The following is a 26,056-nucleotide window of genomic DNA, read 5'->3' on the forward strand; positions in this document are numbered from 1 at the left end:
CGTTTCCTTAGACCGAGTATTTCTTGACGGCGTCGTAGTCGATGATGGCGCCCAAGCCCGGCAAATCCGGCACCTTGAGGGTTCCTTCATCATCAATGTCCAGTGGTTCCATGAAGAAGTCCCGGCGCTCCGGGGTCCATCCTGGGGGGTCGTACGGGAACTCAAGGTAAGGACCGGCATCCACACCCGCAGCCACATGCAGGTTGGCCAACAATCCCAAGCCGTTACTCCAGGTGTGAGGGGTGAAGAACCGATGCTTGAGGTTGGCAGATTCCGCCACCTGGCGGGCTCGATACATCCCCACCGCCAACGCCACGTCCGGTTGATAGATGTCGTAAGCGTCGGCTTCGATGAGCGCCATCATCTCGGGCATGCTGCGGACCATCTCGCCGCCTGAAACCTGGATCCCGGTCTGCTCACGGACCCGCTGGGCACCCTTGATGTCGGCCTGGGGCAACGGTTCTTCAAGCCAGCGGACATCGAGCTCAGCCAACTGGGCGGCCAGGCGGTGGACCTTGGCCAGTTCCAGGGCAGGCTCGATATCCCCGCTCATGCGCCACATCTGGTTCAGGTCCACCATGAGGTCGAAATCCTTGCCCACTGCTTCCCGGGTAGCACGGACGGACTCCACCCCTTCTTCCAAACGGTCCCGTGAGATGCGGATCTTCATTGCCTTGAATCCGCGGGCCTTGGCGGCCAGCGCGGACTCGGCCCGCGCTGCGGGGGGCTTCAGTTCACCGGAGGATGCGTAGGCAACCAGCCGGTCCTGCGCACCACCGAACAGGGTTGCCACGGGGAGGCCTGCCACCTTGCCGATGATGTCCCACAAGGCTGCTTCCAGCGGCCAGTAGCGGCCGCCGTGGAAGTTGATTGTTTCAAGCCGCCGGACCTGGTTCAGGATGGCCATGGGGTCGGTACCGATGAACAGGTGTTCGTAAGCCTCGAAGCCATCCATGGTGTCCCCCGAGCCCACTCCGGTGATCCCTTCATCGGTCTCCACTTCTACCAGGGTGGCCGGGAAGGAGATGCGGGGTTCCGGATCCCACGCCGCGTTAAACGGCGGGTCCAAAGGCAGGACCATCCGGGTCAGCCGGATTGCGGTGATCTTCATGGTTGTGAACCTCGCGGGGTGAAGAAGGGATTGGTCGGAGAGTTGCGTGCCTCGATCACTTCTGCCGTGGATGGGAGGTTCTTGACCCCGTTTTCCAAAGCAGTCCGGACCGACTCGCGATTGTTTCGGTAGACGGCCTCGTCGTCGTCCGCGTTCGGGTTGACCCATACCGCTGCGATGAGCGCGTGCGAATCCGCCTGCTCGTCGGAGACGATGCCGTCGGCCACGGCATCGGCCACGCCTGCGGCGATCCCGGCTTGGGCTGCACCCCAGATCAGGTTCCCGTGCCGGTCATTGGCCGGGGCTGCCTTGGTGACGAACAAGGTCAGCGGCTTCACCGGGAGGGAGGGCCGCAGGACTGTGACGAAAGGTACGTGCCCCGCGCTGGGTGATGCAAGGGCCGTCGCCCAGGCTGTTCCTGCTGCTCCACTGCGATGTCCCAGTACCGTATTCACGTGCGCTGCATTGACACCGTCGCCCACGAAGGACTCACCGAGCTGGACTTCTTGTGCGTTCCCCATACCTAGATCAGGCCTTCGGATGTGAGCCATTCCTTGGCAACATCTGCTGGGTCGTCGCCATCGACGTCGGCTTTGGCATTGAGCTTTTGCATGACTTCGGTGGTGAGTTTCGGTGAAACCTTGGACATGACATCGGCGATGGCAGGGTATTTTGCCAAGAGATCGGACTTGATGGTGAGGGCGCCTTGGTAGACGGGGAAGAATTTCTTGTCATCATCCATGACCTGAAGCTTCAGTGCCGGGATGCGGCCATCCGTTTCGAAGACCTCGCCGAAGTTGCAGTCCTGGCCCTTTTGGGTGGCGGTGTAGATGACACCGGTGTCCAGCATGGAAACCTTGGCGTTGGGGCTCAGTCCGTATTCCTTCTTCAGACCGGGCCAGCCGTCGTCGCGGGTGGAGAATTCGCTTTCCATGCAAAAGGTTTGTTCGCTTGCGGGGAGCTTGGCGACGTCGGACATGCTCTTGATGCCCAATTCCTTGGCCTTGTCCTCGCGGATCGCGAAGGCGTAGGTGTTGTTCAGGGGGGCCGGGTCAAGCCAGGCAATGCCCTTCTTGGCATCGACGTCCTTGACAGCCTTGAACATCTCAGCTTTGTCCTTGATGGGGGTGGTTTGTTTGTTGTAGGTGATCCACGAAGTTCCCGTGTACTCCCAATATCCGGCGAACTGGCCGGTCTCGAAAGCCGTTCGAACGTTGGCCGATCCCACCACGCTGGTGTTGGTGGTGGTGTTTGCTCCGTGGGCGTTCAGGACGAGGCTGGTGATGTGGGCCAGGATGAACTGCTCAGAGAAGTCCTTGGCGCCAATGACACCAGTCAGTCCGTCAAGTTCCTTACCGCCGGATGCTGCAGTTGAGGAGGAAGATGCCGCGCCTCCGCAGGCTGTGAGGCTCAGTGCCACCGCCACGCCCGTGGCCAGAAGGGTCATTACAGGTTTCTTCATGATGGTTCCTTTTGTTTGTTCGGGACGTTTCATATGCCTTTGGGCTTGAGGAGGTCCTCGGCCAGCCCGGCAAGCCAATCAATGGTTAGGGCAATGCAAGAGACGACGACGGCACCGGTCACCAACACGGGCCAGCGCTGCAGCTTGAGCCCGTTGACGATCATGTCGCCCAGGCCGCCGGCGTTGATAAAGGTTGCAACCGTGGCGACGCCGACGCAAAAGACCAACGCGGTCCTTAGTCCCGCCACGATCACGGGAATCGCCAACGGGAGTTCGATGGTGGTGAGGACCTGGAACGGCCGCATGCCCATGCCCCTTGCGGCTTCGGTCAGGCTGGAGTCAACCTGCTGCAGTCCCACCAGCGTGTTGCGAAGCACGGGAAGTACCGAGTAGGCCACCAGCCCAACCAGCGCCACTTCGAAGCCGAGCTTCCACACGATGGCCAAAAGGATCACCAAGCCGATGGCAGGAGTTGCTTGGCCCACGTTAGCGATGCCAAAAACCACCGCATGCACTGCTTTGGAGTGAACCCGGCTGAGCACAATCCCGACGGGGATGGCGATGACGGCCACGATCGCGGAGGCGGTCACCGTCAGCGCCATGTGTTCACGGGTCCTGTCGGCGAGGTAACCCCAATTCAGGGTGCGGAGTTCGATCGAGTCCAAGGTGAGCGAGGAGATCCAGAGGAAAAGGGCCAGCAAGGCTGCAACGATCACCAACGGGGTGCCAAACCGTTTGAAGGTGAAGTAGACGCCCTTACGGTTCGAGGGAGTACCGAACGAGGTGGCAAGATCCCTCGTTGCTTGTGCCGTCATGGCCTTGCTCCCCCGGCTAATGCAGGTGGGAGGATTTCGGTGCCAAGGACGGCCGAGATTCGCTCGATGTCGATGGATCCCACCGCCCCGCCGTTCTGGTCGACGACGGTGACGGGCAATCCGCCGGACAAAACCAGTGCATCCAGCGCATCCCGGAGGGAGGCCTCAACGCCGATGGTCAGCGCGCTTCGGCTGCCGGCAGGCCCCAAGGCCGCGTGGCCCACGGGAATGAGCCCGAGCCGCTTCAGCGCGGCCCCGTGCCCGACGAACTGCGAGACGTAGGCGTTAGCGGGATTTGCGAGGATGTTCGCAGGAGTGTCGAACTGCTCAATCTGCGAGCGCTCGGACAACACCGCAATCCGGTCCCCCAGGCGCACGGCCTCGTCGAAATCGTGGGTAACGAAGACAATTGTTTTGCTCAGCTTTTCCTGCAGCCGCAGGAACTCGCTTTGCAGCTTCTCCCGGGTGATGGGGTCCGTAGCCCCAAATGGCTCGTCCATGAGCATCACCGGCGGATCGGCGGCCAAGGCCCTCGCCACGCCGACGCGTTGTTGCTGGCCACCGGATAGTTGCCGCGGATAACGGGAGGCAAAGGTGGCGGGATCGAGTTCGACGACGGCAAGCAGCTCCTCCACCCGGTCCCTGATCCGCTTTTTATCCCAGCCAAGGAGTTTGGGGACCACCGAGATGTTCTCTGCGATGGTCATGTGCGGAAACAGCCCGATCTGCTGGATGACGTAACCAATCCGCCGTCGGAGTTCGTTGGGGTCGAGCGAAAGGACGTCTTCACCGTCAATGGTGATCGAGCCGGAAGTGGGTTCGATGATTCGGTTGATCATCTTCATGGTGGTGGTTTTGCCACAACCCGAAGGGCCGACGAACATGATCAGCTCGCCAGGGGCGATGTCCATGGTGAAGGACTCGACGGCGGGAATCACCAGGCCGGGATAGGTTTTAGTGACGTCCTTGAGGACGATCCGGGCACCATTGGCCGGACGGGTTGTTGTTGCCGGGCGGGTTGTTGTTTCAGACACGTAGTCCCCTTGAGGTAGTGACGCGGCGGATGAAGACGAATGCGCCATCCAGCAGCAGGGCAAGGATAATGACGCCGACAGTTCCCACGACGGCAAAGTTCAGGGCATTCTTGGATCCAAGGCTGGAGAGGCCTTTGAAGATCATCTGCCCCAGGCCCGGACCGCCCACGTAAGCCGCGATGGCGGCTATTCCCATGGACAATTGGGCTGAAACGCGCACGCCGGTCAGTACAACGGGCCACGCCATGGGGAGTTGGACCAGGAACAGCGTCTTGGCAGTTCCCATGCCCATGCCCTTGGCCGATTCCGAAACGGCGACTGGTACTTCACGCAGCCCCACCACGGTGTTTCGGATGATGGGCAGCAGTGCGTAGAAGGCCAGGCCCACGATCGTTGGCGTCCACCCAAGCCCCAGCACGGGGATGAGCAGCGCCAGCAAGGCCATGGAGGGGATGGTCAAGCCAACCCCGGCTCCTGCGATAGCTACCGAGCGGCCGATGGGCCTGTTCCATACCAGGACACCGACCCCCACACCGATGACTGTCGCTATCAGTAGGGAAACGAGCACAACCAGCAGATGCTGGCCTGCGGACTCGGCAATGTCAGCTGATCTCTTGGCGAGGAACTGACCGAGATCCGGCAGAAAAGAGTCGTTCAATGCGATCCTCCTTTTCACTTCGTTGGGGGAAAGGATCCGCTCACAGCGGCGTGAGCCATGACACAACCGTAGAAGGCACGTTCCCTTTTGCGCAATGCATGTTGTTGAAATGTCAACGCAAACGGGGTTAGGATCAATCAATCCGGTTGACTGAAGGAGAGAACCCCATGAAGGCAGCACCTGCTCCCCGGCGCAATTCCTCCGGCTTGCGGCGGGATCTGGAATTGCTCGAAATCCTGGGGTCTCCGGAGTCCGTGGCGGGAAACGGCCTGGGCGTGAACAAGGTTGCCGAGATCACCGGCCGGGACAAGGCCCAAGTATCCAGGACCCTGGCCACACTGGCAGAAGCAGGTTTGGTTAGCCGGGATCCTGAAAGCCTTCTCTACACCTTGGGGCACAGCTTGTATGCCTTGGCCGCGCGGACAACTGAGGCCAGGATGGTCAGCGCATCGGCACCGTACCTCAAGCGGGTGTCCGCGGCTACCCATGAAACCACGCACCTCTGCGTGCTCCGGGGCGGAACTGTCCTGACCCTGAAAAGCGAAATGTCGAACCACACTTACAGGGCCTTGGGCTGGGAGGGCGTCAGCGTTGACGCGTGGAGCACGTCGGCCGGCAGGGTACTTGTCAGCGACTGGGATGAGACCGCGCTAAAGGACTGGTATGACACCCACACGGCCGCCACCAAATCGGGCGTGCGGCCGGACCGCGAGGACCTTTCTCCCTTGGCTTTGCAGTCAGGCCAGAGCCCGGCCACTGGAGACCTCGCCTCCAAAATCCAGTCCTTCGATGACTTGCGCGCAGAGATCCAACTCATCCGCCAACAGGGTTATGCCGTGGTCGACGAGGAATTCGAGTTGGGCGTCGTGGGCGTTTCGGCGCCCGTGTATGACTTCAAACAACGGGTTGTGGCCGCCTTCAACGTCAGCGCCCCCAAGCAACGGTTCGGACGCCACTTGGACCAGGCCGGACAGCTCGCCGCCAAAGTAGCCAGGGACTTCTCCGTCGCGCTCGGCGCCGCCCCCGGCCCCAGCAGGGCGTAAGCGTGTCTTAGCGCAGCGATTTGTCGTCGGGATTTCGGGGCACCACGTAGGTGCTGCCGTCCGGACGGCGAACCGTTTCCCACTGCTGGGTTTCGGCTTGCCGTTGAGCCAGCAGCCTTTGGTTGTCTTCGGTCATCTCGTGATCGAGTGAACTGCTGTGGGCTGGCCCGAAGATGGCCCGCAATTTACCGGTGGCGCGCATGAACTTCTGGGCGAAGGGTTCCTTTGCCACGCTGAACGACTCCTTATTTAGGCGGTGCGATACAACAATAGTACGCTAATTGTTAGTACACTAACTAAAGAGGCGCGGGGTGCCCCTAACAAGGAGGAAGCCATGGCTGGCGCTAACGCCGTCGAGGAAACCGACGATCTCCTGCTGGAGCGGCAACTGTGTTTTGCCTTGACCGTGGCCTCCCGCAGCGTGGTGGGCATCTACAAACCCGTCCTTGAACGCCTTGGGCTGACGCATCCCCAATACCTGGTCATGTTGGCCCTCTGGGAACGGAGCCCGCGGACATTGAAGGACATCAGCGATAGCCTCCTGCATGACCCTGCGACATTGTCGCCGCTGCTTAGGCGCCTTGAAGAAGCCGGACTCCTTACTCGGGAACGCGTCCCGGGCAATGAACGAGCACTCGCCATCACGCTGACAGCCAAAGGCGCGGCACTTCGCGAGCAGGCCACCACCGTCCCCGGGCAGATCCGCGATCGCTTGCACCTTAGCCGGGAGGAGGTGGCGGAACTTCACAGGGCAATGACTGGACTCATCGCCGCCACGCAACGCGAGGGCGTGGATGCAAGCACGCATGGAGGGGCTTCGCCGTCGTCCATGGATGCTCCGGAGGCCAAAAGTCCCGCGTAAAATGGACGCAAAACCGAGGAGTTTGGATGCACATGTTGGATGTTCGCCCGGCCCTGGCAATGCTTGGGGTCGCCGCGGTGACGGCATGTTCGGGCAGTCCCGCTCCGGGCGGCCCCAGCGTCCCCAACTCCGCTCCCCCAACCGGGCAGGGCAACGCCGAACTCTCCATCATGGTGCTTGATAAACCGGGAGGCGTGCCAAGGACTTACACGCTGGTATGCACCGACGGCACTCCAGCCGCCGAAACCCAGCACCCGGCCGCAAGCGACGCATGCACCACCATCAAAAACCACCCCACACTTTTGAGTCCCGCGCCGGCCCGGACGGACTTTGCCTGCACCCAGCAATACGGTGGCCCGGCCACAGCCACCGTGACGGGATCCGTGGACGGCAAAGAAATTAACATCGCGTTCAAGCGCACCGACGGGTGCCAGATCGCCCTGTGGGACGCTGCCAGCAGCGTGCTTGGCTCCCGCGGTGGCAGCTGAGTGGCCGTTCCAATGCAGCACTTATCCGAGGACCAATGGCTCCCACTGGAGGCAGCCCACCACGCCCGTGTGGCGCGTTATGCCGACCCCTATCTAGCACGGCGCTCGGCAGGTAAGAAACACCCCGTGGAAGACTTCCTCTTCACCTATTACACCCAAAAGCCCGGGCAATTGCAGCGTTGGCACCCGGGCGATGGCACGGTGTTGAGCGGTCCGCGGGCCGTCGACCGCGCGGGCTGGAAGTATTACCGAACGCTCGACGACGGCGAACTCGCCTCGATCGGGCTGGCGCCGGGAACTCCCGCCGTCACCTTCGACCGCATCCGCTTCCTCCGAGACCGCTCCGAAGCCGTCAACTTCGCTGGGATCATCCTGGCGGGAACGGCCAAGCGCCCCGCTCAGTTCGGCTGTTTCGGCCTTCATGAATGGGCGATGGTGTACCGGCAGGAGAAGTTCGAGTTACGCCACGAATACCTGGAGTTGCGGCTCGGCGCCGAGGGCACTGACGCCGTCGTGGACGAAAACCGCATCCGGTGCACGCACTTTGACGCTTTCCGCTTCTACACGCCCGACGCCATCCCCCTCAATGAACACCGACCCACCCGCGAGAACCAGCGGGCCATGGAACAGCCCGGCTGCCTGCACGCCAACATGGACCTCTACAAGTGGGCCTACAAATTGACCCCCGCACTGCCAAGTGACGTAGTGATGGATTGTTTCGAACTGTCATGGCGCATCAGGACCATGGACATGAAGGCCTCCCCGTACGATCTCGAGGAATGGGGATACCCACCCATCAAGATCGAGACACCGCAGGGCAAAGCCGAGTACGTTGAATACCAACGGGCGTTCGCGGCCGAGTCCCGGGAACTTCGGGCCCGTGTGCTTGAGGCAGTACAACCGTTGCTCGGTGGACGGCCCGGCGCAGTCACCGCCGGGGAACCCGCCGCCATCAGCGAAAGGTGACCATGGTTTCCCCCGAAAATAGCGAGTACGACGTCGACCTGACAATCACGTTGACCGAAGCGCCGGACGCGGAAAGCACGGAGTTCCACCTCAGGTCCGCCTCCGGCATCCTCTCGGCCGATCCCAAGTCCATTGATTCGAACCTGCCGGACGCAGCTGCGGCGCTTGCCGCCGTCGAACAGTTCGGAGAAGAGGCGTTCTTTCCCGAACCGCAGCCGGATCGCACCTGCACACAGCAGTATGGCGGTCCGCAAGTGGCCGTGGTGACAGGCTGGTTCCGCGGGCGCAAGGTGCACAGCAGGTTCAGCAAAACCGATGGCTGTGAGATCGCACGATGGCGCACCTTGGCCACACTCTTTGGCGGCAGCACCGGCTCCACCGGGGCCACCTAAACCCCAACGGCACAACAGCCGTGACACAACAGCAGCGGCCGGCGGATAATCCGCCGGCCGCTGCTGTTCACGCCGCTCAGTTAGCTTGCGTTATTGCTCTGCGCAGGATCCGCGTCGCGGATCTTTTTGTCTTTCTTATCCTTCTTCGGGTTTTCCTTATCCGGCACCACCACTGCACCGCCGGGATTGACGACGACGGTCACGAAGCTCGGCTCGCTGGTTCCGTCGAAGGTGAGCCGCCCGATATACGAGCCGGGCGTCAAGTTCTTCCAGTTCAGCGAGATCTGCCCGGTCTTACCGTTGGCCAGGCGAATCGGGTTCGGGGTCACGGTTGCGTTGCCCTCGTTGGCGCCCAAAACCGCCGCATCAACTGTGGCCCTGGTGGCTTGGTTGTTGGGGCTGGCGTATAGGTTGGCGAAGACGTAGTAATCACCGGGCGCCGGATCAGGGACAGTCAGGCTTTCACTGGCCGACGGCGTCGCAGCGCTCAGCTGTTCGCCGTCGGGAGTAAGCACCAGCATGTCAAAGTCGGCGGCGTCGTTGGAGGAGTTGATCGAGAACCTGGCCAAGGCACTGCCTGCTCCCACCGTCACCTTCTTCACGTAGTTGGATCCATCGGTCTCACCCGTGAAAGGTCCCGGGGTCAGCTCGATGGCCGTGGAGTCAGCCTTGGACAGGCCATCGACGGTGACTCCCACCGGCAGGTTGGTGCCGGAGGTGATGTTGATGGCAGCAGAGCCGTTGGGGCCGGTCCCCGTGAACGCCAATGCCTTGTCCGCAATGATGGACTGCGGCCGGACAGCGATCGGTGAGGTGACCGTCTTGCCCGCGCCCTGCCAGGAAAGTGAACCCATGGCGAACTTGCCCAGCGGGGCGTTGTTGTTCTCGAACTGGATCTTGAACGTCCTCTTCTCCCCCGCGGAGGTGAAGTTCAGGACGGCCGGCGTCACTTTGACGTTGATGCCGGGGACGTTGACCGTGGCGCGGTAAAGGCCCGGGGTGAGGGCAGTGACCGTGCGGGTGACCTCGATCTTTCCTGCCAAGTTCCCCAAAGCAAAGGAAGGAACGTTCATGTCCCGCGGTTGCGTGGTGCCCAAGCCGGGAATGCCCAGGTCCATTCCAGTGCCCTGGACGAACTTGAGGTAGTCCTCGGTGCTGGCGTCATAGACCAATCCGGGGCTGAGGACCTTTGCGGGGTCCACTTGTCCAGCTCCGGTGGCGAAGACATCCGTGTTGACGGCCCCGTTGGCCAGCTTCACAGGCCCTGCGGTGGTCATCATGGCGGACTTCACCGTAGCCGGAGACCATGTTGGGTTCTTGGAAAGGATCAATGCTCCAAATCCCGCAACGTGCGGGGAAGCCATGGACGTACCGGAAAGGAAGCCAAAGTTGTCACCACCGGTGCCGATGGGCGAGACCCCGGCGAGGATAGCAACACCGGGGGCGGAGACATCCGGCTTCAACAGGTCCGAGTCGGTTGCAAGCAACGGACCGCGGGAAGAGAACCCTGCTATCTGTGGTTGCGGCTCCGGCGGAAGGCCGGTGGTGTCGTGGTTCAGCAAGGAAACGGTGATGGTGGGATTAGCTGCCACCAAGTCCTTGATCGCTTGGGTTGCCGGCGGGTTCACGTGGACGGTGGGTACAGCGTGCTTGTCAGTGTCCAGCGACGAGTCGGTGAGGTTTACCAAGATCATGCCGACACCCCCGGCACGGAGAACCTCGGCGCTCTTGGCGGTTCGGTCCACCACGCCTCGGTCACACACCACGACCTTGCCGGCCACCTTGGCCGGGTCCAAGGACCCCGGAGCACAGAGGGCCGCGTTACCGTTCCCGCTTGCAGCCTGGGCGGAGAGCACGACGCCGGCCCCGCTCACCTCATGGTTCATGATGCTCGCTCCGCGGAACTTGCTCCCATCGGAGAACTGCACTGTTCCTTGAAGCTCCTGGGAGAATGACGTAGCCGCGACTGTGGTCAACCACGGGGCGCCGTGATTGACCGTGCCGGGCGTCGGCCCGGAGTTTCCGGCGGAGACAGAGACGAAGATTCCTGCCGACGTCGCCGAAAGGAAAGCGAGCGACACCGGATCCGTGGTGGACGTGGTGGAACCGGAAATGGAGTAGTTCAGCACATCCACGCCGTCGACGATTGCCTGTTCAATCGCGTCCACTGCCGAGGACGCGTAACAACCGCCTGTAGCAGGGTCAGTGTCCTCCCAACAAACCTTGTAAATGGAAAGCTTCGCTGCCGGTGCAATGCCGCTGGTGATTCCGAAGCTGCGCCCGTCCACTACGGCATCGACGTTGCCGTTACCTGCTGCCGTGCTGGCGGTGTGGGTGCCGTGGCTGTCCACATCCACCGGCGAGAGGACCTCTTTAGGCGAACGGTTTTCCGGTGGGACAGTCTCCAGGAAGGAATCGGCAAAGTAGTGCGTGCTGATGACCTTCGAGTTGCACGCCGTGCCATCGTAATCGGCGCCGCCTTGGCATTCACCAACAAAAGTATCGCCGTCCGCCTTGAGCATGGCGATCTTGCCATCAGCGGTGCGGTACGGCACGCCAACCTGCGGGTTACCCACCAAGGGACCCACCGGGTCACCGGCGAAGAACGGGTTGGAGGGGGTATAGCCGGTGTCGATGACGCCTACAACGGTGCCCTTGCCCGCGTTTTCCTGGCCGCCGTATTGCGTTGCCCACGTGCCGTTGGGGCCGCTCAGCTTCAGGAAATCACTCGTTGAATAGTCCGGAGCGTTTTGGGTATCCGGCGCCACCATCAGGACCTTGGGATCCTTGGCCAGCTTGATGGCCTGGTCCGCGGTCAGCGTGGCACTGAAGCCGTTGATGGCGGTGGTGAACTCACGCTTGATGGTCACGTTTTCCTGCTTGGCAACCTCCTGCTGTTTCTGCTGGAGGTGTTCCTGGTACTGCTTCACAGGTGCACTGTTGGCGTCGAGCTTTTTGCCCTTTTCCGCCTTCGTGGGCGCAAGGCCGGCCGTGCCGCCGTCGTATGTTGCCGCAGGCTTTTCGGCCAGGACCACCATGTAGCGTCCATCCTTGTAGGCGCCGGGGTCAAGGTTCTTCATTGCCACGCTTGCGACGTTTCCTGTCGCTGTCCCCGGGGCGGGAGCAGCTTGGGCTGGCATCGCAAGCGAAGTGAGAAGCAACGGCAAGCCCACGGCCAGAGCCGCGCCCTTACCAAGCCTCCCGCTTCTGGCGAAGCTCTTTCCTGCTGATTTCACGAGTGGTTGCACCTTTCACTGGGAAGGCCCGGCTCCGTCGCCAAGGCCCAAGCGAGCTGACTGCATTCGTGACAACTCTTGTCAAAGAAATACAACCAGCGCAGTCACAGCGTATCGAGTGAGAGCCGAATATGACATCAAGCGCACGCAATTTATCCTGCAACAGAAAGCAAAGCGGTAGCGTCGAGGCATACCGGTATTCGCCTTAACCTTTGGAGCTGCAGTGAAAATCCTCGTTCCGGACACCATCGAGTTGGACCTCTCCCCCGCAGGGGACGACGTGGTTGTGTACCAAGTGGACAAGCCGGTCCCCGCCGAGCACTTGGACGCAGAAGTCTTGGTGGTGTGGCGTAATACGGCGGAGAACCTGGCAAGTGCCGCCCGCGGAATGTCCCGTCTCCAGCTCGTCCAGACCCTCGCGGCCGGTCCCGATAGTGTGCTGGCTGCCGGGTTCGGCGGGAACGTAGCCATCACGTCGGGACGATCACTTCACGATGGCCCCGTGGCCGAACACGCACTGGCTTTGATTCTGGCCGCCGTGCGACGGATGGACCAATTGATGGAATCGCAAAAGGCGTCACAGTGGAACGAGCCATACAACATTGCCCAATCCGCGCCTGACACCGAACGGCTCTATACGCTCGACGGCGCCAACGTCACCATCTGGGGCTTCGGCTCGATCGCAGGCAGGCTCGCTCCGCTGCTGGCAGCTTTGGGTGCCAAGGTCACAGGCGTTGCGGGTTCACAAGGCGAACGGTACGGCTTCCCCGTAGTTGCCGCGGATCAATTGGACGGCATCCTGCGCACCACCGACGTTTTGGTGTCGATCCTGCCGGCAACTGCCGAAACCGCCGACGCCCTCAACGCGGACGTCCTCCGAGCCCTCCCGGACTCCGCTATTTTCGTGAACGTCGGCCGCGGCGCCACCGTGGACGAAGACGCGCTCATCAGCTCGCTTCGGGAGGGCCGGCTGCGGGCCGCGGCACTGGATGTCACCAAGGTGGAACCGCTCCCCGAAAACTCCCCGCTGTGGGCCGCGCCCAACCTGATCCTTACGCCCCATGTGGCAGGCAACAGGCCCAAAGGCGCCTCAGGGTTGGTTCTCACCAACATCTCAGCCCTCAAGAACGGCGTCGCCCTGACAAACAGGGTTGCCTAGCTGTGCGGGTTGCCTAGCTGTGCAGGTTGCCTAGCTGCGGGGATTGCGGAGCGCGTCACTGATCCGGGCACGGGTCTGAGCATCCAAGGGAACCGTGGTCAACGTCCTTTCCCGGGCAGCCCGGTCCGCCTTGATTTTTTGGATCACCATCCGGCCCAAACCCGCAACAACGGCTGCAGCCATCACGCCCAACACCATCGATCTCGGTTTCTCGGCCATGGCGCCATCCTAACGACGCCGGTTACTTGCTGCCAGTGCCGACGTCGGGCCCTCAGGTCGCGATTTCCACCGTCCCGGCGGGTGGTCCTCGCGGAAGCGGGCTGAATAGGGTAAGTGCGCCGCTCCCGGTAGAATAGTCGTGCAAGCTCGCGGAGCGCCCTCATGACAGAACGGCGTGAGACGGCACCTCCGCGGCAGCCTTATCTAAGGTTCACCCAACTCACGCACAGGAGTTACCGGATGCCCCGGATCGTCGTTGACGTCATGCCCAAGCCCGAGATTCTGGACCCCCAGGGGAAAGCTATCGTGGGCGCGTTGCCCCGCCTCGGCTTCAACAGCTTCAGCGCAGTCCGCCAGGGCAAGCGATTTGAACTGACTGTCGACGGCGAGGTGACCGACGCTATCCTGGCCCAGGCCCGCGAAGCTGCCGAGACCCTCCTGTCCAACCCGGTCATCGAAGACGTCGTCAACGTCGAGGTTGTCGAGGCCTGATATGACGTCCATCCCTTTGATTGGCGAGGCCGTGGCCGTCGCCGCCGACGCCTCTGGTGCCCGCAAACTCGCCGGCGCCAAAATCGGCGTCGTCACTTTCCCCGGTACCCTTGACGACCGCGACGCCGCCCGCGCAGTGCGGCTTGCAGGTGGCACGCCGGTGCCGCTGTGGCACGCCGATTCCGAACTCGGCGACGTTGACGCCGTGATCATCCCCGGCGGCTTCTCCTATGGCGACTACCTCCGTGCGGGCGCCATCTCGCGGTTTGCGCCGCTGATGGCCGAGATCGTCAAGGCTGCAAACTCCGAGGCAAAACTCCCTGTCCTGGGTATTTGCAACGGATTCCAGATCCTGACCGAGTCGCACCTGCTGCCCGGTTCCATGATCAAGAACGACCACCTGAAGTTCATCTGCCGGGACCAGGTCCTTCGCGTGGAAAACGCCAACACCGCGTGGACGCTGGACTACCAGGAGGGCCAGGAAATCACTGTGCCGCTGAAGAACCAGGACGGCCAGTACATCGCGGACGAGAAGACCCTGGATGCCCTTGAAGCCGAAGGCCGGGTGGTGTTCCGTTACGTGGGCTTCAACCCGAACGGTTCCCGCCGCGACATCGCCGGCATCTCCAACGCTGCCGGCAACGTGGTGGGCCTCATGCCGCACCCCGAGCACGCAGTGGAGGCCGGATTCGGTCCGGAATCACTGGATGGAACAGGTGGCCTGGACACCGACGGACTGGGGTTCTTCACCTCCGTTTTGACCAAAATTGTGGGAGGCAGCAAGTGACCACGGAAACCACCAAGAAGTTCAACATCGACACCGTTGAGCACGCTGCGAAGACCCCTGACACCGAACTCCCCTGGGCTGAGCTTGGCCTGAAGCAGAACGAGTTCGACGAGATCGTCAAGGTCCTCGGCCGCCGTCCCACGGGCGCCGAGCTGGCCATGTACTCCGTCATGTGGAGCGAGCACTGCTCCTACAAGTCCTCCAAGAACCACCTCCGCCAGTTCGGCGAGAAGGTCACCGAGGAAATGAAGAAGGACATGCTGGTTGGCATCGGCGAGAACGCCGGCGTCACCAACCTGGGCGACGGCTGGGCCGTGACGTTCAAGATCGAGTCCCACAACTCGCCGTCGTTCGTTGAGCCTTACCAGGGCGCCGCTACCGGCATCGGCGGCATCGTCCGCGACATCATCTCCATGGGCGCCCGTCCGGTTGCCGTCATGGATCCGCTGCGGTTCGGGGCGATTGACCACCCGGACACCGCCCGCGTCATGCACGGTGCCGTTGCCGGAATTGGTGGCTACGGCAACTGCCTGGGCCTGCCGAACATCGGCGGCGAAATGGTCTTCGATTCCGTTTACCAGGGCAACCCGCTGGTGAACGCTCTGGCCGTGGGCGTCATGCGCCACGAGGACATCCGCCTGGCCAACGCATCGGGCAAGGGCAACAAGGTTGTCCTGTTCGGTGCACGCACCGGTGGCGACGGCATTGGTGGCGCGTCGGTGCTCGCTTCGGAGTCCTTCGACGACACCAAGCCTTCCAAGCGTCCGGCTGTCCAGGTGGGCGACCCCTTCGCCGAGAAGGTGCTCATCGAGTGCTGCTTGGAGCTCTTCAAGGGCTCCCTGGTTGAGGGAATCCAGGACCTCGGTGCCGCTGGTATTTCCTGCGCCACGTCCGAGCTCGCGTCCAACGGCGACGGCGGCATGGAAGTTGAACTGACCTCCGTCCTGCTGCGCGATCCCACGCTGACCCCGGGCGAGATCCTCATGTCCGAGTCGCAGGAACGCATGATGGCCGTGGTCACCCCGGAAAACATCGAAGCGTTCGAAGCTGTGATGGACAAGTGGGCCGTGGAGTACTCCTGGTTGGGTGAAGTGACCGACACAGGCCGGCTCATCATCACCTGGGAAGGCGAAGTGATCGTCGACGTCGATCCCCGCACCGTTGCGCACGACGGCCCGGTCTACGACCGCCCGTTTGCCCGCCCGGAGTGGCAGGACTCGGTCCAGGCAAACTCCTTCACCGGTTCCGTCGAGGATGCCGGCCGTCCGTCGGCTCCTTCCGAGCTGGCCGCAGCCGTCACTGAGCTCGTGGCATCGCCGAACATGTGCAGCAAGTCCTGGATCACCAACCAGTACGACCGCTACGTTGGCGGCAACACTGCCATGGCGTTCCCGGACGACGCCGGCGTGGTCCGCGTTGACGAGGAAACCGGCCTGGGTGTTGCCTTGGCCACCGATGCCAACGGCCGCTACACCTACCTTGAGCCGTACCAAGGTGCACAGCTCGCGTTGGCCGAGGCCTACCGTAACGTTGCCACTTCAGGCGCTGTTCCCATGGCCGTCAGTGACTGCCTGAACTTTGGTTCGCCCGAGGATCCGGACGTCATGTGGCAGCTTGCCGAAGCCATCCGTGGCCTCTCGGACGCCTGCATGGAGCTCGGCATCCCGGTGACCGGCGGCAACGTCTCGCTCTACAACCAAACCGGCACCACGCCGATCCACCCCTCGCCTGTGGTGGCAGTCCTGGGCAAGCTCGACGACGTCGCCCGCCGCACGCCGTCGGGCTGGCGCGAGGACGGCCAGGCCATCTACCTGTTGGGTACCACCGCGGCGGAACTTGATGGTTCGGAATGGTCCAACCTCCGTGGACACCTCGGTGGCCTGCCGCCGAAGGTAAACCTCGCCGCGGAACGTGAACTGGGAGAAATCCTCATTAACGCTTCACGCGACGGCATGGTTGACGCCGCTCACGACCTCTCCGAAGGTGGCCTCGCAGCTGCCCTGGTTGAGTCCTCGCTGCGCTACGGCGTGGGTGCGCGCATCGCGCTTGAAGAGCTCATGGAGCGCGACGGCGTGGACCTGTTCACCGCACTGTTCTCCGAGTCCCAGGCCCGGGCCATCGTGTCCGTGCCCCGCTCGGAGGAAGTCCGCTTCAAGGACATGTGCACCGCACGCGGCTTCGCTCACCTCCGGATCGGCGTTGTGGACGCCGCCGGTGAAAAGCTGGAGATCAACGGCGTGGACGAGCTCTCCTTGGAGGCTCTCAAAGAAGCCCACGAAGCTACCCTGCCGAAGTACTTCGGCTAGGACGAGCAACAGGAAACGCGGGACCACACATGTGGCCCCGCGTTTCCTGTTTCTGCATGCGCATTAGCTACTCTGGCCGCATTAGCTGGCTGGCCACACGGATTGCCGGGCCAGCTGGGCCGTGAACTCCGGTTCCGGCAGGGGCCTGCCAAAGTAGTAGCCTTGCCCGCTCGTGCACCCAATACTCCGCAGGGCTTCGGCCTGCTCGGCGGTCTCGATTCCTTCCCAGACCCCTTCCAGCCCGCATGAACGAATGACCCGCTGGATAGCCGCGATGAATCCCAACTGCTCCGGGTCCCGTCCAAGCTCCTGCACGAACTGCTTATCCACCTTGACCCGGCCTACCGGTAGCTTCCTCAGGTAGCCCATGGACGAGTAGCCTGCGCCGAAATCGTCGATGTCCAAGCCCACGCCCAGCCGTTGCAGGCTCGCCAGCGTGTACCGGTCCAGCTCGTTGTTGTGGATGATGGCACTCTCGGTAAGCTCCAGAACCAAGGATTCCGGCGGCAGCCCTGCTCCTGCGAGGACCTCACGGACGTCGTCCACGAACTCCAGGCTCTGAAGATCCGCGGCAGAGACATTGATTTGCATGGAAAATTTGTGCCGCGCGGTGCTCTCATTGAGTCGCCACCGCCGCAGTTGACCAACGGCGGCGCGCAGCACCCACCTGCCCAACTCGGCGATCAATCCGGTTGCCTCCGCCACGGGAACGAACTGATCCGGCATGATGATGCCGTGCACCGGATGGTTCCAGCGGACCAAAGCCTCGCTGCCTTCGATCCTGCCTGTGGCCAGCTCAACGATCGGCTGATAGTAGAGGACCAGCTGGTCCGAGCGGATGGCCTCCCGCAGTTCCCCGACGATCTGCCGCTGGAGCTGCCGTGCGTGCAACATGTCGGGATCAAACACCTTGAGCTTGTTCCGGCCCTCGCTCTTGGACTCCTCCATGGCCATGTCGGCTTCCTGAAGCAAGTCTTCGGCGCTGTGGTGCGGCTCGGCGATCCGCAGCCCCAAACTGGCCCGGCACCTGATGCTGTTGTTGCCGAGGTCGATACTCTGTTCCAGCGCGGCAAGAATGCGATTCCCGACGGCGGTTGCCTTGCCTTGGGCGGTGGCGGGGAGGAGTATCGCGAACTCGTCGCCGCCAAGGCGAGCGACGACGTCGTTCTCCCGCACGGCGGAGCGGATGCGCATGGCCACCGTGACCAGGGTCTGGTCCGCGGCAGCGTATCCGGCGGAATTCTTCAGCGCCTTGAACCCGTCCAAATTCAGCAGGAGGAGGGCAGGGGGCGAGGCCCCATACTTCATGGCATCCTGGGCCTGGATGAAAGCACTCACCAAGGCCAAGCGGTTAGCCAACCCGGTGAGTGGGTCTCGGAGGGATTCGCGCCGCTGCTCATAGCGCGCTTGGTGGAGTTCCTGCATCAGCGCCTGGACGTGGCGCTCCAATTTCCCGATTCTGGGGTCCAACTCCGCGGGAGGCGGGTGTTTGGACCTCACGATTCTTCCAAGCGCCGGAGGCTGGAATCGGCCACGGCCGACGGCTTGGACACCGGGTGGCGCCGCTCGTCCAGGAAGACCCGATAAGACGCGATGTCCAGCTTCCCGTCGGACTCCACTTTCTTCCCGGCCCGGTACACGTGCGTGATCCAGGAACCGCCAAGTATGGCTTCGATCCACGCATCGCATTCGGCGAGGGGCAGGTGAACACGGGTGCCGGTGTTTCGACGGTGCCCCGCTATGGATACGGTGATGCAACTGCCCAGGAGGCCCTTGTCGGCCGTGAACCAGGCGAGGCCTTCGACGTCGGCCACTATGGTCAGGTTCGCGTTGCCGTCCCCCACCGACTGCACTGGCGCCATCCGGACCGAGCGGCGGTCCGCGTTCAATGAAGCCGACGTGCTGCTCCGATAGGAGGGGCTGGTGATGTCCTGGCGGAACGCCGAGAGCTCCTGGTTGTGCTGGATCTGGATCCTGGTGGTCAATTCATTCATGATCTTGCCTCATCCGCAATGGTGGCCGCCCCAGGGCGATCCGCTCCTACAATCCGGTTTCTTCCTAGTGCCTTGGCGCTGTAAAGGGCCGCGTCCGCTACCTCGATCATGAAATTGAGGCTGGCGAGGGCGGGGCTGCTGGCGGTCACACCGTAACTGATGGTGGGGAAAGTGAGACCTTCGGGAACCTTGGTTGCTGCCATGTGCCGGCTGATTTCCGCCGCAATGCTTTGGGCTCGCTCTTGGGTGGCGCCCGGAAGGAAGAGGATGAACTCTTCGCCCCCGTAGCGCCCGATCAAGTCCGTGGACCGCACCGAGGCACTGCAGGCATCCGCGAAAGCCTTCAACGCCGCATCGCCCGCCCCATGGCCGTATTCGTCGTTAACGGCCTTGAAGTTGTCCAAGTCCGCGAGGACCACCGCCGCACCGGACTCGTTGGAGCGCAATCGCTTCAATTCCGAGTTGGCCAGTTCAAGGAACGCTCCGCGGTTCAACAACCCCGTCAGGTGGTCCCGCGTGGCGCGCTCCCGAAGCCCCTTGATGAGTTGATCGCTGCTGAGGGCCGTCATGCTGAACGACACCGTCACTAACAGCACCATGGAGACCAGCCCCGAGGGAGCGGGGCCAAAGAAGGTCTTGAAGGTTGCGCTGGTGGGACCTTGCGTTGCGTAGACCACCCAGCGTCCCAAGTAGTAGACGGCCAAGAGCCAAGCGGCCAAGGACAGTGCCTTGTGGACCTGGGAGTGGTTGGCCTTAATAAACCAAAGGTCTCGGGCGGCGAGACTGATACCGGCCGTCATCATCGCCAGGTACACGAAGCCGCCGGACCAAACATTGAAGGCGGGATTTTCCAGAAAGGAAGCGATGGCTGTGATCCCAGGACCCACGGCGAGCTGCCACGGAGCGGCTCTCAGGTCCCGCAGGGTACGGGCACCGGCCCAGACGCTGAAGGCTCCGGCTACCACCAACACATTGCCCGCTGGATTTGCCCATTGCTGGTGCACGGTGCCGTTGAGCAGGAATGCCGTGTTGCCCAGCATGAACTCGAGGAGGGCTACGCTCCACCAGCCGGCGTAAGGGGAGCGTGTGCGGCGGTACGATGCGCAGAAAAGCACCAGGAGGGTGACCGTGACCACCCCCAAAGCAACCCTCACTGAAAACGAATCCAGCACCACGGTCCAACCCCCTCAGCTGGTCCTGCACGAGCCTTTGGAGCAAGTGTTGCGCAGCCGGCTCAACCTCCCTGCGGCGTTGCCTCAAGATTGGCTCAAGATTGGCTCAACCAGCGAGCCGGAGCATCACGCAGTCTTTTGAGTCACGCAGTCTTTTGAGTCATCCAGTCCAGTGGCCGTCGTCGTGGAATTCTTCCTCCAAGCCGTGCGGGGTTTTCTCCCATTTGTGCGGGCTGGTCAGCATTTGCCAGGCGGCACGCCAGGCAGCCACGGAATGCAGCACCCAGTAGAACGGGTTGAGTAAGGCGAAGATCGCGATCCGCCAGCCATGGCGCCGGAGGGTGGCCACACCGGATACCACAATCATCATGGCGTTGCCGAACAGCATGGAAGCCACTCCGCCTACCAGCAACCACGAGGGCAACACCAGCCCGACGACGTCGTAGCCCACGTACGTCACGATGGTGAAGCCGACAACCAGCGGGTACGCCAGGAAAGCCAGCGGCGTCCCAAGGATCAATCCCAGAAACCCGACGGCGCCGGCCACGCCCGTGCTGTGGATGTAGCGCAGGGAGTTCCTGGTGTTCACAGCGGAGGTCACCATGTAGCCCTTGATCCACCGCGTGCGCTGCTTGATCCAGGCCGGAACCTGCGAACACGCTTCCTCCCAGGTGGTGGAGTTGATGACTCCCACCCGGTAACCCTCCACGGCGGCCCTGAGTCCCAAATCCGCGTCCTCTGTGACGTTCCACGGGTCCCACGCTCCCACCTCTTTGAGCATGGACGTCACGAAATGGTTGGAGGTCCCGCCCAAGGGCAGCGGGATACCTGAGTTGTCCAGTCCCGGGAGCATGGAATCGAACCAGTGCGTGTATTCGATGGTGAACATGCGTGTGAGGACGTTCTGGTCGGCGTTGAAGTAGTTCAAGGCCGCTTGCACGCAGATGAGGGGCTTGCGGTGTGGGTTGAGGTGCCCGCGTTCGAACTCGTCCTGCTGGAATGCCGCGATGGATGCCCGGAGCTGACCTGGCTCGGGCCGGTCTTCGGCGTCGTAAATAACCACGTACTCACCCCTGGCAAAGGTGAGCCCGTAGTTGCACGCGCGTGGCTTGGTTTGTGGCTCACCCCTTGGCACGATCAGGATGCGCACGTATTCCGGAGGCCTGGACGCCTTGGCTGCGGCGATGGTTTCGGCGTCGTCTTCTTCGAGAAGGACCAAGACGTCCAGCTTGGACCGTGGGTAGTCCAGCCGGCCGAGGTTGGTGAGCAGTTTGTCGATGATGTTGGCTTCCCGGAAGACCGGAACCAGGATGGTGTAGACCGGCACATCACCGTCGGGGATTCGCTCTCCGGTCATGGGTGGGAGTCCTCGCCGCGCCCTTTCCCGGTCCCTTGCTTTGGCGGTGCCCGCGTCCCGGATCAGGTCGAACGGGCGGCGGAGGCTGGCCAAGGATTTGAAGCCGATGCTCACCAGGAAAACGACGTTTGCCGTTGCCAGCAACACGGTAACCGCGGTCAACGGGGCAAGCAGGAACGCCACCATGGTGGTTGTCAGGAGGAACAAGGGAAGGTACCACTGCCATGGCGTCAAGGCTATGCGCGCCGACTCCCCCGGCCGTTCTTCTGCCAGCCGCTCAGCGGACTCGTAGAGGAGGTGGCGGCGGAAGGAACGCTGGATGGACTGGTTGATGTCCCAGTCCGTAGTGGTGCGGAATTCGACGTCGTCCACCCCGAAGATCTCGCGGGCGTCCGCGGCGATATCCTCCGACGGCGCCACCGCCGTAGCGAGCGTGAGGACACCGTCATCCAACCGCCAGGGCAGCCACTGCGGCTCACCCAACGAGCTGAAATTGAGCTGCTCCATGAGCTCGTCATCAGTGGGCTCAGCCACCAGGTCCACCAGGGGTGCGTCCCACTGCCGGGCCAACACCTCATAGACACGACGGCGGTCCAGTCCGGTTTCGAGAATAAGGTGCCTGCCCAGGAGCCCCCCTTCGCTGGCGGCGCGGCGAAGGGCACGCCCAAGCTGCTCTGGACTGATGAGGCCTGCCGCGATCAAAGCTTGTCCGATCGGCTGCCTGTCCAAGCCGGGGGTACCTCGATGGAGAGGCGGCGTCATGAGTCTGAGGCCCTTTCATAGATCCGGTGGGTCGGTGTGGAGAAGGCTAAGGAGTACTGGACCGGGAAAGACGGATCCGTGAGGATCGCCTGGTAGACGAGATCCGTGGGACCAGAGTCCTTTGCCCCTGTGCCGCCTTCGACGTTGACAAAGACCCACTTGGCGTACTTGGACGGGGCCCTCAGCGCGGGAGCAAAGTAGTCACCCGAAGCCCTGTTGAAAATCTCCTTGAGCGGGATGCCCAGCACGGGGAGCACCGCGTTCCCGCGCGCGCTCTCGTCCATGAGGATGCCACCGGATTGGTAGTGCTCGTGGAGCCAGCGGGCGGCAGCGGTGGAATTCGTGGTGGAATCCGCTGACATCTTTCCCTCGGCCAGCACAGCAAGCCGGGCCGCGGGATCCGCGCTCCACCAGACGTTTTGGACCACAAGAGCCGCCAGCAGTGCTCCGATCAACCACGGGCGGACTTTTTTGGGACGAGCCATTTCCTCAACCACTACGGCAACGAGGATGGCCAGCAGAGGAAGCGCCGTGAGGGCAAAGCGGTTGTTCCACCACGAGGTAGGCAGAGAATGATCGTTATTGATGGCCGTTTGCCCCAGAAACAGGCTCACTAACGCAAACGCGTACGCGCTGCCGCTCACGGCCACCAACAGGGTGCTGTTAGCCAGGCCGCGCCGAAAGACGAGGACCACGCCGCCGCACGCGGCCAAAACGAGGACGACGACGCCCACCGTCTCCAGCAGCGACCAGTGGAAAGTAGCCAGTGTGAGGCCGGGGTTGCCCTTGGTGGGCAACAGGCCGCCGTCGGTAATGCTTTTCTGCTGCGCGTACGCAGAGTACTGCCCGAACATGAACTCCAGCGGGTTGCCGTACACGGCCCAGTTGTAAGAGATCCACCACGCCACAGCAGCGGCAGGCACCATGACATAGCCGCCAGCCATAACGAACGCTTCCCGCCAGCGGCCTGTCCGGCGTTTGGCCACGATGAAGACAAACAATGTTCCCGTCATCACCAGCGCCCAGCCCTCGTACCGCGAGAGGACCGCAGCAGCGGAGGGAATCCCGGCGAAGACTGCCAACTCGCCTGCACTCATTCGACGGCGGCTGGTGGACCAATGCGCCAAACCTGCCATCCCGCCCACGATGCACATGATCAGCACCGGCTCGGTCAACGCCGTGGTGTAGACGTACAAGACCGCAGGGTTTGCCAGGACCACCAACGTGGTGGCCAGCCGTCCGGAACGCCCCAGGCCAAGCCGGGCCGCGATCAGGTACAGGCCCGTCGCGGTACCTGACAAGGCGAGGATGCCCAGCAGCCCCGCGGCCCAACCCGTGCTGAAGAGCCACATGTTCAGCACGAACGGGGCCAGCAGGAGATGGGGCATGGGCAGCCAGACGGTACCGAGCTGCTCAAACCCCGGGGCCTTGCTGTCGAAGATGCGTCGAGCGATGGTCAGGTGGCTTTGGGCATCGGAGTACTCCAAGTTGATGCCATGCCCCATCGAGTAAAGGCAGGCCGCATACCCCACCACTGCAGCCGCTACTGCGATGATCCGGGTACCCGGAACCTTACGGCCTCGGACCGGGGCGCCCAGCCGTTCCCATGCGGTCCTCGGACTGATGGAGACGCTAGTCGCCATGCGGGGGCTGGTTGGGTTCAGTCGCGTGCAGTTCGGCATCCACGTAGGCGCGCGCTGCCGCGGCGCGTCGTCGCGACAGCCACGTCCGTAGCGCCAAAGCGAGCACGAGGAGCAGCACAGCCGCGCCGATCCACCACACGTAGGGGCGGTAGTCGTCCGTCACGGCTTTCTGTGGAACCACGGCGTTGCTGTCCAACAACACCGGCGTCCCGGCCGGCTGCGTCACCAACAGGTTCCTGGAAAGTGAAGCCCACCCTCCCTCAAGGGTGGCCACATGGGACGCAAGGGAACCTTGGAGCGTTGCCGACCCCGCGGCGTCGGACCCTGGCGTCCAGGCTCCCAACATCAACACGTCCCGGCCGCCCTGCTCGAAAGCTTCGAGCACGCCATACGGCGCGTTGGTACCCACGCCGTACTGGATGTCCCCAGGCGAAATGGTACGGAACTCCGCCAAGCGCAACGGCGCCGAGAGCTTGTTGGCAATCTCGGTGGTGGCACCCACAACCAAGCCGGACTCGGCGGAGTCAGCGAATGCGTCCATCCCCACCAGGCGGGTGTCCAGGAGCTTTGCGCTCTCACGCTGAAGGGCCGCCACCAATGTGGCTGCGTTGATGGTGTTCGCCTGCGCGCCGCCCCCACCGAAGGCCACGGGGAGGCTCTGCCCCAATGCCTGCGGGAAGCTCTGGAAGCCTGGCTTCGACGAGGCACCACGAACGGCAGTTACGGTGCTTCCGGCGGTGTCCAGGGTTACTTCCATGGGCATCGCGCCGGCCGGACCGTTGCAGTCACCGCCGGCCGGCAATGCAGCCAGCCGGATGCGCAGGCCGTTTTTTGCCTGAAGTTGCCCGGCAGGGACGTCGGCGTCGACCGAGAAGCGGTCTCCGCCGTCGAGGTTTTGCGAGCTGAGCAGGTAATCGTTCCAGTACACCGTGAGTTGCGCCTGCGCGTTGGTGGGGACGGCCGTGTGGGTTCCCTTGAGCTGGATCTTCATGGCTGAAACCGGGCCACCGAATTGCGATTGGCTGATGCCAACGTAGGATTCCGGCGTCCCGTAGCCAGAGAGCTTGAGCGTCGCGCTGCCGAGGTCCTTGAGGCTTTGCGTCAGGCCAGGCGACGCCGGCAGTGCGGAGGTGAGCCCGGTGACCGCGGCCGCCGCTGCCAGTGCCGTCTTATCGCTGGCCAAGGCGCGCGCAGCGGTGCGGAGTTGTTCGTCATGGCCGCTGAGGATCAGCTGGGGCAGGCCGGCAGCCGTGCCGAGCTTAGTGCTGGTTTCACCCTGGTCCGCCAGGACAGTGACCAGGCGGCTGCCCGGCGGAAGGGTCGCCACACGCCCAGCGACCTCCGCCTCCGGAACCACGCTTACTGATGCATTCGGGTAGCGGTACGAGATCGCGGCAGAAACCGCCATGACTGCGGCGGACACGTCAGCGCGAGGATCCGCGGGGACGGAAACCACGACGGCGGGGACCGACGCCGGGAAAAACTCGGCTACGGTGGTGGGCGCCTGCGCAGTCCCCGAGAAATCAACAGTGAACCCTTTGAGCGTCGCTGTGGAGCTGGACACGATGCATTTGGCTTGATTGAGGGGTTCGAACTGCAGCCCCACGATCAGTTGCTGGTCCGTGACATCGACGGCGGACACCGCGGCATCAAGCGGGAGGTTAGCGGCAGCGTTGGCCTCCAACACCACGCGGCCGTTGACCGTTGCCCGGACAGTCCCTTCGGGTTTGCCCGATACAGCTACCGTGCCCCTGACCCGTGTGGGCGCCAAACCCGCTGTCACTGGGACAACCAATGTTTGCTCAGCTTGGCCTGCGAGCGCCGACACGCTGGAGCTCGTTTGGTAGCCTGCTCCCTGGGCAGGGCCAGCCGCCAATGCTGACGGTGCTGCCACTCCCGAGAAAAGGAGCGTGGCGGCGCAGGCCAGGAGAACGGGGCGTTTCAAGGTGGTCGTGACGGGGGTTCGGGGCACGTTGTCAGTCCTGAGTAACTAGGCAGCGAAAGAGTATGGACGGCCGGATGCGGCCGCCTTTCCATACACTGCCGGGCAGAACTCAAGACGTGTTGTTGAGTTCTGTCAAGATTCGATCAAGTCCGT

Annotated in this window: 25 protein-coding genes; 10 read left to right on the plus strand and 15 right to left on the minus strand. The window is 62.8% G+C overall.

Annotated elements, in window-relative coordinates; all coding sequences use genetic code 11:
* Positions 1–7: 7 nt before the first annotated feature.
* From QRN42_RS10860 to QRN42_RS10885, 6 genes are read right to left on the minus strand one after another with little or no spacing between them, the layout of a single operon-like run.
* Complete coding sequence (locus QRN42_RS10860) at positions 8–1,111, minus strand: mandelate racemase/muconate lactonizing enzyme family protein (protein WP_284979189.1); 1,104 nt, start codon at positions 1,109–1,111, stop codon at positions 8–10.
* Positions 1,108–1,632, minus strand: a complete 525-nt coding sequence (gene fae / locus QRN42_RS10865; protein WP_284979190.1) for a formaldehyde-activating enzyme — start codon at positions 1,630–1,632, stop codon at positions 1,108–1,110. The genes QRN42_RS10860 and fae overlap by 4 nt, the downstream gene beginning before the upstream one ends.
* 2 nt (positions 1,633–1,634) lie before the next feature.
* A complete protein-coding gene (locus QRN42_RS10870) occupies positions 1,635–2,573 on the minus strand; it encodes a glycine betaine ABC transporter substrate-binding protein (protein ID WP_284979191.1) in 939 nt (312 codons plus the stop codon).
* Positions 2,574–2,602: 29 nt separating this feature from the next.
* Entirely contained in the window at positions 2,603–3,388 is a 786-nt protein-coding gene (locus tag QRN42_RS10875) for an ABC transporter permease (protein ID WP_284979192.1), read from the minus strand.
* Positions 3,385–4,422, minus strand: a complete 1,038-nt coding sequence (locus QRN42_RS10880) for an ABC transporter ATP-binding protein (protein ID WP_284979193.1) — start codon at positions 4,420–4,422, stop codon at positions 3,385–3,387. The genes QRN42_RS10875 and QRN42_RS10880 overlap by 4 nt, the downstream gene beginning before the upstream one ends.
* Positions 4,415–5,080 (minus strand): ABC transporter permease, encoded by a 666-nt coding sequence (locus tag QRN42_RS10885; RefSeq protein ID WP_284979194.1) that lies wholly within the window; start codon positions 5,078–5,080, stop codon positions 4,415–4,417. Before QRN42_RS10885 ends, QRN42_RS10880 begins: the two co-directional genes overlap by 8 nt.
* A gap of 167 nt (positions 5,081–5,247) precedes the next feature.
* On the opposite strand from QRN42_RS10885, the gene QRN42_RS10890 reads away from it, so the two are divergent.
* Entirely contained in the window at positions 5,248–6,123 is an 876-nt protein-coding gene (locus QRN42_RS10890) for an IclR family transcriptional regulator (protein WP_284979195.1), read from the plus strand.
* A gap of 7 nt (positions 6,124–6,130) precedes the next feature.
* Here QRN42_RS10890 and QRN42_RS10895 read toward each other — a convergent pair whose 3' ends face one another.
* On the minus strand, positions 6,131–6,355 hold the full coding sequence (locus QRN42_RS10895; RefSeq protein ID WP_284979196.1) for a hypothetical protein: 225 nt from the start codon (positions 6,353–6,355) through the stop codon (positions 6,131–6,133).
* Positions 6,356–6,457: 102 nt separating this feature from the next.
* Here QRN42_RS10895 and QRN42_RS10900 point away from each other — a divergent pair, with 102 nt between their 5' ends.
* From QRN42_RS10900 to QRN42_RS10915, 4 genes are read left to right on the plus strand one after another with little or no spacing between them, the layout of a single operon-like run.
* Positions 6,458–6,985 carry a MarR family winged helix-turn-helix transcriptional regulator gene (locus QRN42_RS10900; RefSeq protein ID WP_284979197.1) on the plus strand — a complete coding sequence of 176 codons (528 nt, stop codon included), beginning with the start codon at positions 6,458–6,460 and terminating at the stop codon, positions 6,983–6,985.
* 26 nt (positions 6,986–7,011) lie between these two features.
* Positions 7,012–7,473 (plus strand): SSI family serine proteinase inhibitor, encoded by a 462-nt coding sequence (locus QRN42_RS10905; RefSeq protein ID WP_284979198.1) that lies wholly within the window; start codon positions 7,012–7,014, stop codon positions 7,471–7,473.
* Positions 7,474–7,485: 12 nt separating this feature from the next.
* Complete coding sequence (locus QRN42_RS10910; RefSeq protein ID WP_284979199.1) at positions 7,486–8,439, plus strand: 3-methyladenine DNA glycosylase; 954 nt, start codon at positions 7,486–7,488, stop codon at positions 8,437–8,439.
* A 2-nt stretch (positions 8,440–8,441) separates the two neighbouring features.
* Positions 8,442–8,831 (plus strand): serine protease inhibitor, encoded by a 390-nt coding sequence (locus QRN42_RS10915; RefSeq protein WP_284979200.1) that lies wholly within the window; start codon positions 8,442–8,444, stop codon positions 8,829–8,831.
* Positions 8,832–8,911: 80 nt separating this feature from the next.
* Here QRN42_RS10915 and QRN42_RS10920 read toward each other — a convergent pair whose 3' ends face one another.
* A complete protein-coding gene (locus tag QRN42_RS10920; protein ID WP_284979447.1) occupies positions 8,912–11,911 on the minus strand; it encodes a S8 family peptidase in 3,000 nt (999 codons plus the stop codon).
* A gap of 379 nt (positions 11,912–12,290) precedes the next feature.
* Here QRN42_RS10920 and QRN42_RS10925 point away from each other — a divergent pair, with 379 nt between their 5' ends.
* The gene (locus tag QRN42_RS10925) at positions 12,291–13,226 is read left to right on the plus strand and encodes a phosphoglycerate dehydrogenase (protein ID WP_284979201.1); all 936 of its coding nucleotides are present in this window, start codon (positions 12,291–12,293) and stop codon (positions 13,224–13,226) included.
* A 30-nt stretch (positions 13,227–13,256) separates the two neighbouring features.
* On the opposite strand, the gene QRN42_RS10930 is transcribed toward QRN42_RS10925, so the two are convergent.
* Entirely contained in the window at positions 13,257–13,445 is a 189-nt protein-coding gene (locus QRN42_RS10930) for a hypothetical protein (protein WP_284979202.1), read from the minus strand.
* A 240-nt stretch (positions 13,446–13,685) separates the two neighbouring features.
* Between QRN42_RS10930 and purS the strand changes: the two genes are divergently transcribed.
* Genes purS through purL form a run of 3 tightly spaced genes read left to right on the plus strand, consistent with a single transcriptional unit; the run spans position 13,686 to position 17,030 of the window.
* Positions 13,686–13,937, plus strand: coding sequence for a phosphoribosylformylglycinamidine synthase subunit PurS (gene purS / locus QRN42_RS10935; protein ID WP_011773385.1), 252 nt, complete (start codon positions 13,686–13,688; stop codon positions 13,935–13,937).
* A gap of 1 nt (position 13,938) precedes the next feature.
* Positions 13,939–14,724 carry a phosphoribosylformylglycinamidine synthase subunit PurQ gene (purQ, locus tag QRN42_RS10940; protein ID WP_284979203.1) on the plus strand — a complete coding sequence of 262 codons (786 nt, stop codon included), beginning with the start codon at positions 13,939–13,941 and terminating at the stop codon, positions 14,722–14,724.
* Complete coding sequence (gene purL / locus QRN42_RS10945) at positions 14,721–17,030, plus strand: phosphoribosylformylglycinamidine synthase subunit PurL (RefSeq protein WP_284979204.1); 2,310 nt, start codon at positions 14,721–14,723, stop codon at positions 17,028–17,030. The genes purQ and purL overlap by 4 nt, the downstream gene beginning before the upstream one ends.
* 81 nt (positions 17,031–17,111) lie before the next feature.
* Here purL and QRN42_RS10950 read toward each other — a convergent pair whose 3' ends face one another.
* From QRN42_RS10950 to QRN42_RS10960, 3 genes are read right to left on the minus strand one after another with little or no spacing between them, the layout of a single operon-like run.
* Entirely contained in the window at positions 17,112–18,530 is a 1,419-nt protein-coding gene (locus QRN42_RS10950) for a putative bifunctional diguanylate cyclase/phosphodiesterase (protein WP_284979205.1), read from the minus strand.
* Complete coding sequence (locus QRN42_RS10955) at positions 18,527–19,024, minus strand: hypothetical protein (RefSeq protein ID WP_284979206.1); 498 nt, start codon at positions 19,022–19,024, stop codon at positions 18,527–18,529. Before QRN42_RS10955 ends, QRN42_RS10950 begins: the two co-directional genes overlap by 4 nt.
* The gene (locus QRN42_RS10960; protein WP_284979208.1) at positions 19,021–20,199 is read right to left on the minus strand and encodes a GGDEF domain-containing protein; all 1,179 of its coding nucleotides are present in this window, start codon (positions 20,197–20,199) and stop codon (positions 19,021–19,023) included. The genes QRN42_RS10955 and QRN42_RS10960 overlap by 4 nt, the downstream gene beginning before the upstream one ends.
* Here QRN42_RS10960 and QRN42_RS10965 point away from each other — a divergent pair.
* Entirely contained in the window at positions 20,153–20,338 is a 186-nt protein-coding gene (locus tag QRN42_RS10965) for a hypothetical protein (RefSeq protein WP_284979460.1), read from the plus strand. The genes QRN42_RS10960 and QRN42_RS10965 overlap by 47 nt on opposite strands.
* Before the next feature lie 18 nt (positions 20,339–20,356).
* On the opposite strand, the gene QRN42_RS10970 is transcribed toward QRN42_RS10965, so the two are convergent.
* Genes QRN42_RS10970 through QRN42_RS10980 form a run of 3 tightly spaced genes read right to left on the minus strand, consistent with a single transcriptional unit; the run spans position 20,357 to position 25,930 of the window.
* The gene (locus QRN42_RS10970) at positions 20,357–22,315 is read right to left on the minus strand and encodes a glycosyltransferase (protein WP_284979209.1); all 1,959 of its coding nucleotides are present in this window, start codon (positions 22,313–22,315) and stop codon (positions 20,357–20,359) included.
* Positions 22,312–23,958, minus strand: coding sequence for an ArnT family glycosyltransferase (locus QRN42_RS10975; RefSeq protein WP_284979210.1), 1,647 nt, complete (start codon positions 23,956–23,958; stop codon positions 22,312–22,314). Before QRN42_RS10975 ends, QRN42_RS10970 begins: the two co-directional genes overlap by 4 nt.
* A complete protein-coding gene (locus tag QRN42_RS10980; protein WP_284979211.1) occupies positions 23,948–25,930 on the minus strand; it encodes a cellulose biosynthesis cyclic di-GMP-binding regulatory protein BcsB in 1,983 nt (660 codons plus the stop codon). Before QRN42_RS10980 ends, QRN42_RS10975 begins: the two co-directional genes overlap by 11 nt.
* Positions 25,931–26,056 lie beyond the last annotated feature (126 nt).

It is taken from the genome of Arthrobacter sp. fls2-241-R2A-200, assembly GCF_030209745.1.
Lineage (GTDB): Bacteria > Actinomycetota > Actinomycetes > Actinomycetales > Micrococcaceae > Arthrobacter.

What these genes read in the sequence shown, in the direction of transcription:
- QRN42_RS10860 (WP_284979189.1), bottom strand. Translation starts at nt 1,111, where the DNA reads ATGAAGATCACCGCAATCCGGCTGACCCGGATGGTCCTGCCTTTGGAC.
- fae (WP_284979190.1), bottom strand. Translation starts at nt 1,632, where the DNA reads ATGGGGAACGCACAAGAAGTCCAGCTCGGTGAGTCCTTCGTGGGCGAC.
- QRN42_RS10870 (WP_284979191.1), bottom strand. Translation starts at nt 2,573, where the DNA reads ATGAAGAAACCTGTAATGACCCTTCTGGCCACGGGCGTGGCGGTGGCA.
- QRN42_RS10875 (WP_284979192.1), bottom strand. Translation starts at nt 3,388, where the DNA reads ATGACGGCACAAGCAACGAGGGATCTTGCCACCTCGTTCGGTACTCCC.
- QRN42_RS10890 (WP_284979195.1), top strand. Translation starts at nt 5,248, where the DNA reads ATGAAGGCAGCACCTGCTCCCCGGCGCAATTCCTCCGGCTTGCGGCGG.
- QRN42_RS10900 (WP_284979197.1), top strand. Translation starts at nt 6,458, where the DNA reads ATGGCTGGCGCTAACGCCGTCGAGGAAACCGACGATCTCCTGCTGGAG.
- QRN42_RS10905 (WP_284979198.1), top strand. Translation starts at nt 7,012, where the DNA reads ATGCACATGTTGGATGTTCGCCCGGCCCTGGCAATGCTTGGGGTCGCC.
- QRN42_RS10910 (WP_284979199.1), top strand. Translation starts at nt 7,486, where the DNA reads ATGCAGCACTTATCCGAGGACCAATGGCTCCCACTGGAGGCAGCCCAC.
- QRN42_RS10915 (WP_284979200.1), top strand. Translation starts at nt 8,442, where the DNA reads ATGGTTTCCCCCGAAAATAGCGAGTACGACGTCGACCTGACAATCACG.
- QRN42_RS10920 (WP_284979447.1), bottom strand. Translation starts at nt 11,911, where the DNA reads ATGAAGAACCTTGACCCCGGCGCCTACAAGGATGGACGCTACATGGTG.
- QRN42_RS10930 (WP_284979202.1), bottom strand. Translation starts at nt 13,445, where the DNA reads ATGGCCGAGAAACCGAGATCGATGGTGTTGGGCGTGATGGCTGCAGCC.
- purS (WP_011773385.1), top strand. Translation starts at nt 13,686, where the DNA reads ATGCCCCGGATCGTCGTTGACGTCATGCCCAAGCCCGAGATTCTGGAC.
- purQ (WP_284979203.1), top strand. Translation starts at nt 13,939, where the DNA reads ATGACGTCCATCCCTTTGATTGGCGAGGCCGTGGCCGTCGCCGCCGAC.
- QRN42_RS10955 (WP_284979206.1), bottom strand. Translation starts at nt 19,024, where the DNA reads ATGAATGAATTGACCACCAGGATCCAGATCCAGCACAACCAGGAGCTC.
- QRN42_RS10970 (WP_284979209.1), bottom strand. Translation starts at nt 22,315, where the DNA reads ATGACGCCGCCTCTCCATCGAGGTACCCCCGGCTTGGACAGGCAGCCG.
- QRN42_RS10975 (WP_284979210.1), bottom strand. Translation starts at nt 23,958, where the DNA reads ATGGCGACTAGCGTCTCCATCAGTCCGAGGACCGCATGGGAACGGCTG.